Consider the following 14,484-nt stretch of genomic DNA (forward strand, 5'->3'; position numbering starts at 1 on the left):
CTGGTCGTGCCATGTGTAGTGGGACCTTGTGAGCTAGTTTAGAGGCGGAAAGCTAACTCCGCTCGGAAGGAACATCATGGCTCACTTCGCCGTGCATTATTCATATGGTCCCGTCGAAGAACAGGCGAAATACCGCGGGGACCACCGTGCCTACCTGCGGAGCCTTCTCGAGCAGGGGTCATTGCTCGCGTCAGGGCCTTATGTCGATGGCGGCAAGGACGGCGCGCTGCTGATCTTTTCGGCCGATTCCGCGGAAGCCGTTGAAGCGCTTCTGAACGAAGATCCGATGTACGTCAACAAGGTCGTGACATCACACGAGATCCGTGAATGGAATCCGGTGCTTGGGTCGGTAGGGTAGGCAACGACCTACTCAGCCTGACGTTCAGGCGGCAAGCCGGCATCAACGACCTTTCACCGTTTGCTACCTTGGTTCAGTAGGTAATAAGAGTAATTCCCGCTGGGATACCCGATGGCATCAGGTATCGGGTCCGAGCAGCTCGTACAGAGGACAAGATGACCGAAGATCTCTCCCGCCAGGATTCCGACGACGCGCGGAACGAGCCAGGCCCGGACCTCACCACCACGGCCGGCAAAATCGCCGATTTTTACGCTCGCCGCGAGGCCTCGTGGATGCCTACCGGTCCAGCTCCCGTCGAGCGCCAGCATTCCCGTGGCAAAAACACTGCCCGCGAGCGCATCGAAATGTTTTTGGACGAGGATTCCTTCGTCGAATTCGATGCCTTGGCAACCCACCGCACCACCGCGTTCGGGATGGATAAGAAGAAGCCCCTGGGCGACGGGCTGGTGTCCGGTTACGGTACGGTCGACGGTCGGCTCGTGGCCATCTATTCCCAGGACTTCACTGTCTACGGTGGTTCCCTGTCCCAGGTCAATGGCGAGAAGATCGTCAAGGTCCAGAAGTTTGCGTTGCGCAACGGCTGCCCGATAGTCGGCATCAACGACGGCGGCGGCGCACGTATCCAAGAGGGAGTCGCTTCGCTGGCCATGTTCGCGGATATATTCCGCATGAACGTGCGCGCCTCGGGCGTCGTTCCCCAGATTTCCGTGATCATGGGTCCGTGCGCGGGCGGTGCAGCCTATTCTCCCGCCCTGACGGATTACGTGATCATGGTCGACAAGACCTCCCACATGTTCATTACAGGACCGGACGTCATCAAGACCGTCACGGGTGAAGATGTCGACATGGAGACCCTGGGCGGCGCGAAATCGCACAACTCCGTGACGGGCACCTCGCACTACCTCGCCGAAGACGAGGAGGATGCTTTCGATTTCCTCCGGGAGTTGCTGGAGTTCCTCCCGTCCAACAACCTTCAGGACGGTCTGCTCGTCGAGCACGACCAAGAACCCGAGATCACGGTGGACGACCTGGACCTCGATGGCCTGATCCCTGATTCCGCGAATCAACCCTACGACATGCGTTCGGTGATCGAGACAGTCGTCGACGACGGCCATTTCCTCGAGATGCAAGCACTGTACGCCCCTAACATCATGACCGGTTACGGTCGTGTGGAAGGCCGCACCGTCGGCGTCATCGCGAATCAGCCCATGCAGTTTGCGGGGACCTTGGACATCGCAGCCTCCGAGAAGGCCGCGCGCTTTGTACGCCATTGCGACGCGTTCAACATTCCTATCCTCACTTTCGTGGACGTACCCGGTTTCTTGCCGGGCACCGAGCAGGAGTTCAACGGCATTATCCGGCGCGGGGCGAAGCTGATCTTCGCCTACGCGGAAGCCACGGTGCCGATCGTCACGGTGATTACCCGCAAGGCCTACGGGGGCGCATACATCGTCATGGGGTCCAAGAAGCTCGGCGCTGACATCAACCTCGCGTGGCCCACGGCTCAGATCGGGGTCATGGGCGCACAGGGCGCCGTCAATATCCTGTACCGCAGGGACCTCAAGACCGCGGAGGAGAACGGCGACGACGTCGAGGCTCTGCGTTCCGAGTTGATCCAAAAGTACGAAGAAGAGCTCCTGAATCCTTACCAGGCTGCGGAACGCGGTTATATCGACTCGGTCATCGCTCCGTCCGAAACACGAGTGAACATCATCAAGTCGTTGCGCGCTCTTCACGACAAGCGGGCCGCTTTGCCGGCCAAGAAGCACGGCAACATCCCGCTGTAAGGGGAAGGAAACATGGTACCCGAAGAAGAACTCCAAGAGTCGGAACAGCCGTTGTTCTCGCTGGTCAAAGGCTCGGCGAGCGAAGAAGAGATCGCGGCCCTGACCATCGCCGTGCTGCAAACCCAACGGCCGCAGACTGCCACGAAATCCAGGCAATCCGCGAAGCCGCTGACCGAAGTCGGGCGTCTGCTCTCGCGCCGTCAGCGCATCGGCGCGGGCCTGCCCCCGGGTCCGGGCTCATGGCGACGAGCCAAACCGAGGTAAAGCACATTCCACAGAAGCCCCTCCAAGAACCTGCTGGTTCTTGGAGGGGCTTCTGCATGAATCGGCTGTGATCTGGAACATGTGCATATAAACTGGCCGACATGACTTCGCCTTTGCCCGCAACCCTGAAGCTCGATCGCGAGACCACCGACATCGACCGAGTCGCGAACCGCTACTACGACAAGCTCATGGAGCTGGACCCCGCCACCGCGACCATCGAAGGCATACCCGGACACGAAACGCAGTACGGCGATCTCTCCCCCGCCGGAAAACTCGAGGTCATCCAGGCCGCGCGGGAGGCTCTCGAGCAGGTCAACGAGATCGATCCCCAGGACGACGTCGACCGCGTGACCCTTGATGCGATGAATGAGAGCCTCGGACTGACCGTCGAAATGCACGAGGCCGGCCTCGGCGACTGGGAGCTCAACAACCTGGCGACGCCGGCACATGAAGTCCGGCAAGTCTTCGATCTCATGCCCCAGTCCACACGGCAAGATTGGCTGCACATCGTAGGCAGGATGGAAAACGTTCCCCAGGCGCTCGCGGGCTTTACAGAAACCTTGGAGGAAGCTGCGAACCAGGGGAGAATTGCCGCGGCCCGGCAAATTCGCCTCCTGATCCAGCAATTCGGCGCCTACACGGAGCCCGGCGGCTTCTTCGACCGGCTGGCCCAGCGTGCCGCCGCGTCGGATGCGGCCCTGGACAACACCGCCCGTGCCGCGGCCCAGGGCGCGCGATCGGCCTATGATGACCTCGCCACGTTCCTCCGAACTCGGCTCCTGCCGCAGGCGCCTGAGCGCGACGCCGTGGGCCGCGAGCGTTACGCATTGCATTCGCGAGCTTTCTTGGGCTCCGCGGTGGACCTCGACGAAACGTACGCCTGGGGCGTTGCGGAACTCGACCGGATCATTGCGGAGCAGCAAAGAGTCGCCGATCAGATCAAGTCAGGGGCCTCCGTCCGTGAAGCCAAGTCCGTTCTCGACGAAGACCCCTCGCGGAAGCTCCACGGGAAGGAAGAGCTGCGCGATTGGATGCAAGACCTCTCCGACCGAGCGGTCGAGAATCTCGCGAAGGAGCACTTCGTGATCGAAGGCCCGATGCGTGACCTGGAATGCATGATCGCGCCGACCCAAGAGGGTGGCATCTACTACACGGGCCCGTCCGCAGACTTCTCCAGGCCTGGGCGGATGTGGTGGTCCATTACCGAAGGCGAATCGGAATTCACCACGTGGAGCGAAACCTCGACCGTCTACCACGAGGGCGTTCCGGGCCACCATCTGCAGATCTCGACCGCGGCGGCGATGGCTGAGACCATGAATAAGTGGCGCGCCAACGGCCTATGGTATTCGGGTCATGGCGAGGGCTGGGCCCTGTACGCCGAGCGGCTCATGGCCGACCTCGGCTACCTGGACGATCCCGGCGACATGATGGGCATGCTCGATGGCCAACGTATGCGTGCGGCCCGTGTGGTCTTCGACATCGGCGTGCACTGTGAACTTGAGATTCCCCAGCGGTGGGTCGAGGAACTCGACCTCGCTCCGGGTACATGGTCGCCGGAATCGGGGTACGAATTCTTGCGCCACAATTTTGCGATTCCCCTAGGCCAGCTGGACTTCGAATTCAACAGGTATCTCGGATGGTGTGGGCAGGCTCCGTCCTACAAAGTTGGCCAGCGAATGTGGGAGCAGCTTCGCGACGAGGCAGTAGCGCGCGGTGAGTCCCTGAAGGACTTCCACTCGCGGGCCTTGAAGATCGGCTCCGTCGGGCTCGACACCCTCAAACGAGCCTTGTCGGCGTAAAGCGGGCTTTTCAAACACCGTGCTGCGTTGTGTAGCGCCCGTGAAGGAGCCGGGACTTACGCCACCGACGTGGCGCAAGAGTATGACGCACAACACCTTCACACTTTATTCCCGTAACATTTCTTCTCAGTCCTTTTCTGTGTTATTTGTCCAAAGATTAGGGTTGAGCACATGTCTACTCGCCCCTCCCCCAATGCGCGTGATTCTTCCGCGCCAGCATCCTCGCAACGTGCTCATCGACTCCCCTCGTGGATGACCAATTTCGGTGTGCAAATCCTTTTGGGCCTCGTCTTCGGCGTCGCCCTGGGTTTCCTGGCACTCGCCCTGGGCGGCGATGCCGAAAAGAACCCCAATTGGCTGATGACCACGCTGGATACCATCGGCACCAGTTATGTTTCCCTTCTCAAGGCCGCCGTTGTCCCCCTCGTGGTCACCGCCGTGATTTCATCGATCGCCAACCTCAGCCAGGTGACCAACGCGGCTCGTCTCGCGTGGAAGACGATCTTGTGGTTCGCGGGCACGGCACTGATCGCCGTCATCATCGGCATTCTGCTCGGCGCAATCTTCCGCCCGGGTGCCAACACCGGTTTGTCCGCTCCTGAGTCCTACTCGGGCACGACCGGCTCCTGGCTGGCTTTCGTCACGAGCATCATCCCCGCCAACTTCTTGGGACTCACCGTGAGCACCAAGGATGCCGGCGCAGACGGCCTCACCTCGACACCCAATTTCAATGTCCTCCAGATCCTGGTGATTTCCGGTGCGATCGGCATCGCGGCCCTCAAGGTCGGCAAAGCGGCCGAGCCTTTCCTCACCTTCATCCGCTCCGCTTTGGCCATCATCCAGAAAGTCCTCTGGTGGATCATCAGGTTGGCACCGCTGGGGACCCTGGGCCTGATCGGCTCGGCAGTCTTCACCTACGGCTGGACCACCATGGGATCGCTCGCGAAGTTCGTCATCCTGCTCTACGTTGGGCTGGTCATCATAGGATTCGTCGTCTACCCGATCTTGGCGCGAACTCAAGGCCTTTCGATCAAGCAGTTCTTCTCCGGTGTGTGGCCCGCCGCTCAGATCGGCTTCGTCTCTCGGTCTTCGATCGGCACGATGCCGGTGACCCAGCGTGTTGCCGAAAGGAACTTCGGCGTCCCCCAGGCCTACGCGTCCTTCGCCGTACCCTTCGGCGCCACGACAAAGATGGATGGCTGCGCCGCCGTGTATCCGGCGTTGGCCGCAACGTTCGTTGCCCAGTTCTACGGAATTGATCTGAGCGTCGCGCAGTACATTCTCATCGTGGTGGTCTCGGTACTCGGGTCCGCGGCCACGGCCGGTACGACAGGTGCAACCGTGATGCTCACGCTGACCCTGTCGACTTTGGGACTGCCGCTCGACGGCGTAGGGCTGCTTCTTGCGATCGACCCCATCATCGATATGGGCCGTACCGCCCTCAACGTTTCGGGGCAAGCGCTGATACCCGCCATCATTTCCAAGCGGGAAGGCATCCTGGACGAGGGGTTGTACAACGCGCGCCGCTCGAGCGATTGGTTCGAGTCGGATCTGTCTGCCGCAGAATTCGCCGAGGGCTCCCCGGCTGACAACGAATCCACATCGGGCCTCGGGGCGACCTCGGAAGCCTCTTCGGAAGAAGCCGTGGATTCGAATCGGGAACCCGCAGGGTCTTCCCCGCGCTGACCGTCTCGTCACCAGTCTCCTGCGACACTTACGAGGGGCAGGAAGGAGTGACCTCCCTGCCCCTCGGTCGCTATAGTAATGTTCGTCACGTTAATTGGACGTCAAAGGAGACACCATGACGGTTTACGCTCAGCCCGGTTCATCCGATTCACCCGCGGCATTCCGCGCTCGGTACGAGAACTTCATCGGAGGCAAGTGGTTGCCGCCGACCAAAGGCGAGTATTTCGAGAACAAGACTCCTATTACGGGCGAGGTCTTCACCGAAGTTCCCCGGAGCACGGCGGAAGACGTCGAACTGGCCATCGATGCCGCGTGGAAGGCATTCGAAACCTGGGGTAAGACCTCGGCCGCCGATCGCGCCGGGATTCTTCTCAAACTGGCCGATGCCATGGAATCCAACCTCGAACGCATCGCGGTCGCGGAGACCTGGGACAACGGCAAGCCCGTCCGAGAGTGCTTGGCCGCCGATATTCCCCTCGCCATCGACCATTTCCGATATTTCGCTGCGGCCATCCGGACTCAGGAAGGTCGTATCTCCCAGCTCGACGAAGATACGACTGCCTATCACTTCCACGAACCCCTCGGTGTGGTCGGTCAGATCATTCCGTGGAACTTTCCGATTCTGATGGCAACATGGAAGATTGCTCCGGCTCTGGCCGCGGGCAATACCGTGGTCCTCAAGCCGGCCGAGCAGACGCCGGCATCGATCCTCTTGGTCGCGGAAATTTTCCAGGACATCCTCCCCGAAGGCGTTCTCAACATCGTCAACGGCTTCGGCGAGGAAGCCGGCGCGGCCCTCTCCACGAGCGAGCGTATCTGCAAGATCGCGTTCACCGGGGAGACGACCACCGGCTCGGTCATTGCCAAGGCTGCGGCCGAGAACATCATCCCCTCGACACTTGAACTGGGTGGCAAGTCCCCCAACCTGTTCTTCGAGGACGTCGCGGCCCAGGATGACTCCTTCTACCAGAAAGCCCTCGAAGGCTTTGTGTCCTTCGCCCTGAACCAGGGCGAGGTGTGCACTTGCCCTTCGCGTGCATTGGTCCAGGAGTCCATCGCGGACCAATTCGTCGCCGACGGCCTCGAGCGTGCACGGAAGATGAAACAGGGGAATCCGTTGGATACCGAAACCATGGTCGGAGCCCAGGCTTCCGAGCAGCAGTTCAAGAAGATCTCCGCCTACCTGGAGAAGGGGCCGCAAGAAGGAGCTGAGGTCCTTCTCGGTGGCCAGTCCTTGGAGCTTGACGGCAACCTCAAGGGTGGCTACTACATCCAACCGACGGTTTTCCGGGGAGACAATTCGATGTGTATCTTCCAGGAGGAAATCTTTGGCCCGGTATTGGGTGTGACCACGTTCAAGGACTATGACCAGGCCATTCAAATCGCCAACGACACCAGTTACGGACTCGGCGCCGGAGTCTGGACCCGCGGCCAGAACACCGCATACCGTGCAGGTCGGGCCATCCAGGCGGGCCGTGTGTGGGTCAACAACTACCATTCATATCCGGCCCATGCCGCATTCGGCGGGTACAAGAAGTCCGGATACGGCAGGGAAAATCACCTGATGATGCTGGATCATTACCAGCAGACCAAGAACTTGTTGATCTCCTACTCGGAGGAGCCGACCGGGCTCTTCTAGATTTGACCCCCAGGTGGCCCTCGGGGTGCACACGACTGGCCTAGACTGGTCTCCGTGTGCACCCCGATGTCGTCTCCGCAGAATCACCAAGTCTCCGAACCCGGTTCCGTTCCTGAGGCCAGCGCGCCTGAGCTGATCTTGGCCTCGCAGTCGCCCGCACGGGCGTCCGTCTTGTCGGCCTCGGGGCTCCGCTTCCGCACCATCGTTTCCGGGGTCGATGAATCCTCTGCGGTCGAGCAAGCAGAGAAGGAGCAGGGTGCACCCCTGTCTCCGGCACAGATGGCATCGACCCTCGCACGCGCGAAGGCCGAATCGGTTGCGGCGCTCCCCGAGAGCCAAGGATGTCTGGTACTCGGTTGCGATTCCGTTTTCGAGTTGAATGGCGAGGCTTTCGGGAAACCGTACGAGCCGGAGGTTGCCTTCTCGCGAATCCGCGATATGAGCGGGACCACAGGAACGCTGCATACGGGACACTGGCTGGTCGATGTCCGGGATGGCGTCAACACCTCGAATGAACCGACCGGTTTGGGCGAGGTTCGCTCCGCCGACGTGACATTCGACGACATGAGCGACAAAGAAATCCGAGACTACGTCGCCACGGGAGAGCCCTTGGAAGTCGCGGGTTCATTCACCATCGAAGGATTTGGGGCAGCCTTCATTACGGGAATCCGGGGAGAGTCTCACACGGTGCTCGGCCTCAGCGTCAATGCCCTCAAACACCTGCTCCGAGAGCGCGGTTTGGAAATAGCTCAATTGTGGAACCGGAATACTTAGTCAAATGACACATTTGCTACTAAGCTCACGGGAGGATTAAAAGGAGTGGATGAGTGACCATCACTGAGTCAGAGCACAAGGGAAGCGCGAGCTCCCGCTACACGAGCGGACCGGTCAATAAGGTATTGATCGCAAACCGTGGTGAAATCGCGGTTCGCGTGATTCGCGCTGCCGCCGATGAAGGCATGCAAACCGTCGCCGTGTACGCGGAACCCGATCGCGAAGCGCTTCATGTGAAGCTCGCGGACGAGGCATTCTCCTTAGGGGGTTCCACCGCCGCCGACTCGTATCTCGTCATCGACAAGATTCTCGATGCCGCCCAGCGTTCCGGAGCGGACGCCATTCACCCCGGTTACGGGTTCCTGTCCGAGAATGCGGAATTCGCCCGAGCCGTCCAGGAAGCCGGAATCACGTGGATAGGGCCTTCACCCGAGGCCATCACCGAGCTCGGAGACAAGGTTGCCGCTCGCCACATTGCCGAGAAGGTCGGCGCTCCCTTGGTCCCTGGGACCAAGGATCCGGTGGCGAATGCACAAGAGGTTTTGGACTTCGCGGATCAATACGGTCTGCCCGTTGCGATCAAGGCCGCCTTTGGCGGTGGCGGACGCGGCATCAAAGTAGCGCGTGAAAGGGATGACATCCCGGAGCTGTTCGACTCAGCCGTCCGCGAGGCGACGGCAGCTTTCGGTCGAGGCGAATGTTTCATCGAACGGTTCCTCGATGCTCCGCGCCACGTTGAGACACAGTGCATCGCCGACGCGCACGGCAATGTCGTCGTGGTTTCCAGCCGGGATTGCTCATTGCAGCGCCGCAACCAGAAATTGGTCGAGGAGGCCCCTGCTCCTTTTCTTTCGGATGAGCAGCTGGATCGTCTCTACGAGTCGTCCAAGGCAATTCTTCGCGAGGCCGAGTACCAGGGCGCGGGAACGTGTGAATTCCTCGTCGGCCAGGACGGCGTGATCAGCTTCCTCGAGGTCAACACTCGTTTGCAGGTTGAGCATCCCGTCTCGGAAGAGGTTTCAGGCATTGACCTGGTCCGCGAGCAGTTCCGCATCGCCCGCGGCGAAGTTCTCGGTTACGAGGATCCCGAGCTGCGTGGGCACTCGTTCGAATTCCGCATCAATGGTGAGGACCCGGGACGCAATTTCATGCCCGCGCCGGGAACCGTCGAAACCCTTTCGGTTCCCTCGGGGCCCGGCGTTCGCTGGGATTCGGGCGTTGTCGGCGGCGACGTCATCGGCGGCAATTTCGACTCGATGCTGGCCAAATTGATTGTGACCGGCAACTCTCGCAAGCAAGCCCTCGAACGCTCTCGCCGCGCTCTGGCCGAACTTCAGATCACCGGGATGCCCACTGCCGTAAGTTTTCACCGCGTCGTCGTCTCGGATCCGGCATTCGCTCCGGAAGGTGAGGAGCCGTTCTCGGTTCATACGCGATGGATCGAGACGGAGTTCAACAACACCATCGAACCGTATGGTGGCATGCCTGGGTCCGTCGACAGCGAGGACGACGAGCGGCAGAAGGTCGTGGTCGAGGTCAACGGCAAACGACTTGAGGTCCTCATCCCCTCTCTCCAGGGTGCCTCCAGTTCCTCATCCAAGGCATCGAAGTCGCGCCAACGCAAAAACCGCTCCGGAACCGCGACGGCGGCGACCAGCGGAGACGATCTCACATCGCCCATGCAGGGCACCATTGTGAAAACGGCGGTCAAGGACGGCGCGAAGGTCAGTGAGGGCGACCTCGTGGTGGTCCTTGAGGCCATGAAGATGGAACAGCCTCTGACAGCGCACAAGTCGGGCAAGGTGACCGGTCTCAAGGCCAAGCCGGGTGACACGGTCACGGCCGGATCGGTAATCGCCACCATCAAGTGACCATCGAGGGCACCTCGTCTCGCGCGGGCGGCGTCGTCATCCACGACGCCGCCCTCTCTGTATCTCGCCCCTCCCCTCGTCCCCGCCGTCTTCCCTCGCCGAGCCCGCGGGAACCATCGCTTCCCCAACCGATTCGGGGCCTTTGTGCCGACTCACCGGACCAAAACCCGCACCCCGAGGACATCGGATGAGACGGCTTGCGCTGTGGGCTCGCGGAGCGTGGCGCCCACAGGACCGAGACTCTCAGTATGTGGAACGCTTTGTCCAGCATGTAGATACTGACCCTAGGGTAAGAAGACGATCACGCACCATGGCGCCCGATTGCGGCGTCTTTTGAGTTTTAAGGAGCCTCGATGTCGCTTTCTGACACGTCCGTTCCGACCGGTTCGAAGCCGGCCGAAGCGCCGCCTGCTGAACACAAGGTCCCCCAGCACCGCATCATTACGGCTTCGCTGATTGGCACCACTATTGAGTTCTACGACTTCTACGTGTATGCTACGGCGGCCGTTGCCGTTTTCCCCGCGCTCTTCTTCACGGGGCAGGATGACACCACGAAACTCCTGGCCTCGATGGCCACGTTTGCTGCGGCATTCTTCGGACGCCCCATCGGTTCGGTGGTGTTTGGGCATTTCGGTGACCGCATCGGCCGCAAGGCCACGCTCGTCGGCGCGCTCCTGACCATGGGTTTGGCGACCTTCCTGATCGGCCTGTTGCCCACATACCACCAGATCTCGTTTTGGGCGCCGGCGCTCTTGACGATCCTGCGATTCGCCCAGGGTATGGGGCTGGGAGGCGAATGGTCAGGGGCAGCCCTGCTAGCGACTGAGTATGCGAAACCGGGCAAACGGGCCCGCGCCGCGATGTGGCCTCAGTTGGGCGCCCCCATCGGGTTCATCCTCGCCAATGCATTCGTTCTCTTGCTGACCACGTGGATGAATTTCGATTCGACCAAAGACGCCGCGGCCATGGATTCCCCGTTCTTGATCTGGGGCTGGCGTATACCGTTCATTTTCTCGGTCGTCATGGTCGCCGTGGGTCTCTACGTTCGCGTCCGCTTAGAAGAGACCCCGGTCTTCAAGCAGTCCGTCCAGCGTGGTGAAAAGGTCAAAACGCCCTTGGTGGACGCTTTCAAGACCGCGTGGAAGCCGATGATCCTCGGAACCTTCATCATGTTGTCCTGCTATGTGCTGTTCTATCTCATGACCGCGTGGATCCTCTCCTACGGCATCGGCAAGCCCTCCAAGGGCGCCGGTCTGGGAGTCCCGTACCACACCTTCTTGCAGGTTCAGCTTTTGGCCGTCTTGTTCTTCGCGGCTTTCGTGCCGGTGTCCGGGTGGCTCGCGGACAAGATCGGGCGCCGTCGCCAACAGCTCATCACAAATGTGCTGATATTGCTGTTCGGGCTCAGTTTCGGCCTCTTCATGGCTCCTTCCGTCATCGGTACGGGAACCGACGCGAATATCCCCGGCCTGATCCTGTTCATCTCGATCGGAATGGCCATCATGGGGCTTTCCTTCGGCTCGATGTCCGCTTACCTGCCCGAGTTGTTCCCGACCAATGTGCGCTACACGGGGTCAGGAATTTCCTACAACGTCGCGTCGATTTTGGGTGCCGCGATCACCCCTTACGTTGCGGTCTGGTTGAACGCGCAGGGCGGCGTGAGTGCCGTTGGCTGGTACCTCGCGGGTGCCGCGGTGATCACGATGATCGCATTGCTGATTTCGCACGAAACACGCGACGTCGATCTGGCCGCAGTCAGCTCCGACGCCGAGTAAGTCGTTCCTCCTAGAACGCACAACACCGCCGTGCTTCCCCACAGGGGTGAGCACGGCGGTGTTTTTCGAAGCCGCGTGGTTCTAGGAAGGCATCCTGTGCAGACGACGCGCCGCTTCGGACATCGACCCCGTCAAAGAGGGATAGACCGAGAACGTGTCCGCGAACTCGTCGGCGGACATTTTGTTGTTGACTGCCAAGGAGATCGAGAAGATCAGTTCGGAGGCGCGCGGCCCGACGACTACTCCGCCGATAATCGTGCCGGACCCCTTACGAGCGAAGATCTTGACGAAGCCGTCTTCCACGGCCATCATCTTGGCCCTCGGGTTGGTCGACAGTGACAACATCACTGTATCGGCCTGGTAACGACCGCTTTCGATGTCCGCCTGGGAGACACCCACCGTGGCGATCTCCGGCGAGGTGAAAACGTTCGAAGCCACGCGATGCTTCTTCAGCGGCGAGACCGAGTCCCCCAGAAGGTGGGCGATAGCTATCCGCCCCTGCATCGCCGCAACGGATGCGAGCGGCAGGACACCAGTGCAGTCGCCGGCAGCATAGACGTTGGGGGCAGTCGTCCGGGAGACGCCGTCCACGGCGATGTGACCCGACTCTGTCATGGTGACCCCCGCATTTTCGAGCCCAAGATCGTGCGTGTTCGGAATCGAGCCGACGGCCATGAGGCAATGCGACCCGGATACCTTGCGGCCGTCGGCGAGCGTGACGATGACACCGTCGCCGTCCCGCTCGACAGAAGCGGCGCGCGAACGCGGCATGACGTTCAGACCGCGGCGGTCAAAAACGTCTTCCAGAACTTTGGCGGCGTCTTCATCCTCGCTCGGCAGGACCCGGTCGCGCGAGGAGATCAGTGTGACTTCCGAGCCCAACCCGCGATAGGCCGAAGCGAATTCTGCACCGGTCACTCCGGAGCCCACCACGATCAGGTGCTCCGGGACTTCTCGAATTTGGTACAGCTGCGTCCAGTTGAAGATGCGCTCGCCGTCTGGCTTGGCGGTGTCCAGTTCACGAGGGTGTGCGCCCACACTCAGCAGGATCGCGTGCGTCTGAAGCTGGTAGGTCAAGCCTTTGCTGTCATGGATTTCAACGGTGTGTTCATTGACCAGTCGGCCGGTCCCGTCGATGATCTTGACGCCGGCTTTTTCGAGCGTTCGCCGGATGTCTTTGGACTGTTCTTTCGCAAGGTTCAGCAAGCGGCGGTTGACCTTGTCGATATGAACTTCGAGCTCCACGAGTTCGTCGCCTGCGCGCGTCCGGATGCCCAGGGCCGGTGCTTCACTGAACCGGTTCATGGTGTCGGCCGACGCAATCAGGGTTTTGGACGGCACGACGTCCGTGATCACCGCGGAGCCGCCCATCCCCTTCTTCTCGACGAGGGTAACGTCGGCACCCAGGTTTGCCGCCACCAGCGCTGCCTCGTATCCTCCGGGGCCGCCGCCGATGATGATGATCTTCTGTGGTGTAAATGCAATAGCTTCGCTCACGTGGTTCATTCTTCACCACAGCCCCGAGACCCTCCAACTCTTGATGAGATAAGTTCCCTTGAACTCCCCCGGTGTTTTGCCCTGTGGGATTCGCTTCGGCCCTTCATATCCAGCCGTATCCTGCTAGGTTTGGACACGTGACCACAAGCAAAAACACCCTTCCCGTGAAGCTTCCGGGCAACTCCTCGGACATGGCGTTCGAGCCCAACCGGCTGGCCCAGGAGGCCGCCGAGTACATCGCCGCGCACACCGGCATCGAGCAGCACGACTATGCCCTGACGTTGGGGTCGGGCTGGGGCGGTGCCGCCGAATTGATCGGTGAGACCACGCACGTCCTCAATGCCGCGGATGTTCCGGGTTTCCACGCCTCCGATGTCGCGGGTCATTCGGGCACCTTGTCGTCCATCACGACGCCGGCGGGCCGCCATGCGCTGGTCATTGGTGCGCGCACGCATCTGTACGAGGGCCGCGGCGTCGACCCGGTAGTCCACGGCGTACGGACTGCGGCCGCAGCCGGGTGCTCAACCATGATCCTGACCAACGGCTGCGGGGGGCTTCAGCCCACGTACAGCCCGGGAACTCCCGTGCTCATCAGGGATCACATCAATTTCACCTCCAGGTCTCCGCTGGTCGGAGCGCATTTCGTGGATCTGACGGATCTTTATTCGCCTCGCATTCGGGATATTGCCCGCTCAATCGATCCGAGCCTTGAGGAAGGTGTGTACCTTCAGCTTCCGGGCCCGCATTACGAGACCCCGGCGGAAATTCGTATGGCGAAAGCCTTGGGCGCCGACCTCGTCGGAATGTCGACGGCTTTGGAAGCGATCGCCGCCCGCTCCGCTGGTCTGGAAGTCTTCGGGATATCCCTGGTCACCAATCTCGCCGCGGGCATCTCGGACAGTCCGCTGAACCACCATGAGGTACTGGAGGAAGGGCGCAACGCCGGCCCTCGGATCTCCAAGCTGCTGGCGCAGATCATCGAACGCTTGGACACCTAGAACCCAGGCCCTGCAGGAGAACAACGAGGTTTATCC

Annotated in this window: 11 protein-coding genes; 10 read left to right on the forward strand and 1 reads right to left on the reverse strand. The window is 61.0% G+C overall.

Features of this window, described 5'->3' with window-relative positions; all coding sequences use genetic code 11:
* The first annotated feature begins 76 nt into the window (after positions 1-76).
* From EWV35_RS11810 to EWV35_RS11850, 9 genes are all read left to right on the forward strand, one after another.
* Entirely contained in the window at positions 77-358 is a 282-nt protein-coding gene (locus tag EWV35_RS11810) for a YciI family protein (RefSeq protein ID WP_129662154.1), read from the forward strand.
* Positions 359-513: 155 nt separating this feature from the next.
* Positions 514-2,145: an acyl-CoA carboxylase subunit beta gene (locus EWV35_RS11815; protein ID WP_129662156.1), complete on the forward strand. Its 1,632-nt coding sequence runs from the start codon at positions 514-516 to the stop codon at positions 2,143-2,145.
* A 12-nt stretch (positions 2,146-2,157) separates the two neighbouring features.
* Complete coding sequence (locus tag EWV35_RS11820; RefSeq protein WP_129662158.1) at positions 2,158-2,409, forward strand: acyl-CoA carboxylase subunit epsilon; 252 nt, start codon at positions 2,158-2,160, stop codon at positions 2,407-2,409.
* 101 nt (positions 2,410-2,510) lie between these two features.
* Positions 2,511-4,208, forward strand: a complete 1,698-nt coding sequence (locus EWV35_RS11825) for a DUF885 domain-containing protein (protein ID WP_129662160.1) — start codon at positions 2,511-2,513, stop codon at positions 4,206-4,208.
* 171 nt (positions 4,209-4,379) lie between these two features.
* The gene (locus tag EWV35_RS11830; RefSeq protein WP_129662162.1) at positions 4,380-5,894 is read left to right on the forward strand and encodes a dicarboxylate/amino acid:cation symporter; all 1,515 of its coding nucleotides are present in this window, start codon (positions 4,380-4,382) and stop codon (positions 5,892-5,894) included.
* Between the two features lie 115 nt (positions 5,895-6,009).
* Positions 6,010-7,533, forward strand: a complete 1,524-nt coding sequence (gene exaC, locus EWV35_RS11835; protein ID WP_129662164.1) for an acetaldehyde dehydrogenase ExaC — start codon at positions 6,010-6,012, stop codon at positions 7,531-7,533.
* 54 nt (positions 7,534-7,587) lie between these two features.
* On the forward strand, positions 7,588-8,307 hold the full coding sequence (locus tag EWV35_RS11840; RefSeq protein WP_238654476.1) for a Maf family protein: 720 nt from the start codon (positions 7,588-7,590) through the stop codon (positions 8,305-8,307).
* A 53-nt stretch (positions 8,308-8,360) separates the two neighbouring features.
* Complete coding sequence (locus tag EWV35_RS11845) at positions 8,361-10,178, forward strand: acetyl/propionyl/methylcrotonyl-CoA carboxylase subunit alpha (RefSeq protein WP_394342449.1); 1,818 nt, start codon at positions 8,361-8,363, stop codon at positions 10,176-10,178.
* A 353-nt stretch (positions 10,179-10,531) separates the two neighbouring features.
* A complete protein-coding gene (locus tag EWV35_RS11850; RefSeq protein ID WP_129662166.1) occupies positions 10,532-11,953 on the forward strand; it encodes an MFS transporter in 1,422 nt (473 codons plus the stop codon).
* An 81-nt stretch (positions 11,954-12,034) separates the two neighbouring features.
* Here the strand turns inward: EWV35_RS11850 and EWV35_RS11855 are convergent, their stop codons facing one another.
* Positions 12,035-13,450: an NAD(P)H-quinone dehydrogenase gene (locus EWV35_RS11855; protein WP_238654478.1), complete on the reverse strand. Its 1,416-nt coding sequence runs from the start codon at positions 13,448-13,450 to the stop codon at positions 12,035-12,037.
* Between the two features lie 191 nt (positions 13,451-13,641).
* On the opposite strand from EWV35_RS11855, the gene EWV35_RS11860 reads away from it, so the two are divergent.
* Complete coding sequence (locus tag EWV35_RS11860; protein WP_129662380.1) at positions 13,642-14,448, forward strand: purine-nucleoside phosphorylase; 807 nt, start codon at positions 13,642-13,644, stop codon at positions 14,446-14,448.
* Positions 14,449-14,484: the final 36 nt, after the last annotated feature.

Source organism: Rothia uropygialis (genome assembly GCF_004137765.1).
Lineage (GTDB): Bacteria > Actinomycetota > Actinomycetes > Actinomycetales > Micrococcaceae > Rothia.

What these genes read in the sequence shown, in the direction of transcription:
- EWV35_RS11810 (WP_129662154.1), top strand. Translation starts at nt 77, where the DNA reads ATGGCTCACTTCGCCGTGCATTATTCATATGGTCCCGTCGAAGAACAG.
- EWV35_RS11815 (WP_129662156.1), top strand. Translation starts at nt 514, where the DNA reads ATGACCGAAGATCTCTCCCGCCAGGATTCCGACGACGCGCGGAACGAG.
- EWV35_RS11820 (WP_129662158.1), top strand. Translation starts at nt 2,158, where the DNA reads ATGGTACCCGAAGAAGAACTCCAAGAGTCGGAACAGCCGTTGTTCTCG.
- EWV35_RS11825 (WP_129662160.1), top strand. Translation starts at nt 2,511, where the DNA reads ATGACTTCGCCTTTGCCCGCAACCCTGAAGCTCGATCGCGAGACCACC.
- EWV35_RS11830 (WP_129662162.1), top strand. Translation starts at nt 4,380, where the DNA reads ATGTCTACTCGCCCCTCCCCCAATGCGCGTGATTCTTCCGCGCCAGCA.
- exaC (WP_129662164.1), top strand. Translation starts at nt 6,010, where the DNA reads ATGACGGTTTACGCTCAGCCCGGTTCATCCGATTCACCCGCGGCATTC.
- EWV35_RS11850 (WP_129662166.1), top strand. Translation starts at nt 10,532, where the DNA reads ATGTCGCTTTCTGACACGTCCGTTCCGACCGGTTCGAAGCCGGCCGAA.
- EWV35_RS11860 (WP_129662380.1), top strand. Translation starts at nt 13,642, where the DNA reads ATGGCGTTCGAGCCCAACCGGCTGGCCCAGGAGGCCGCCGAGTACATC.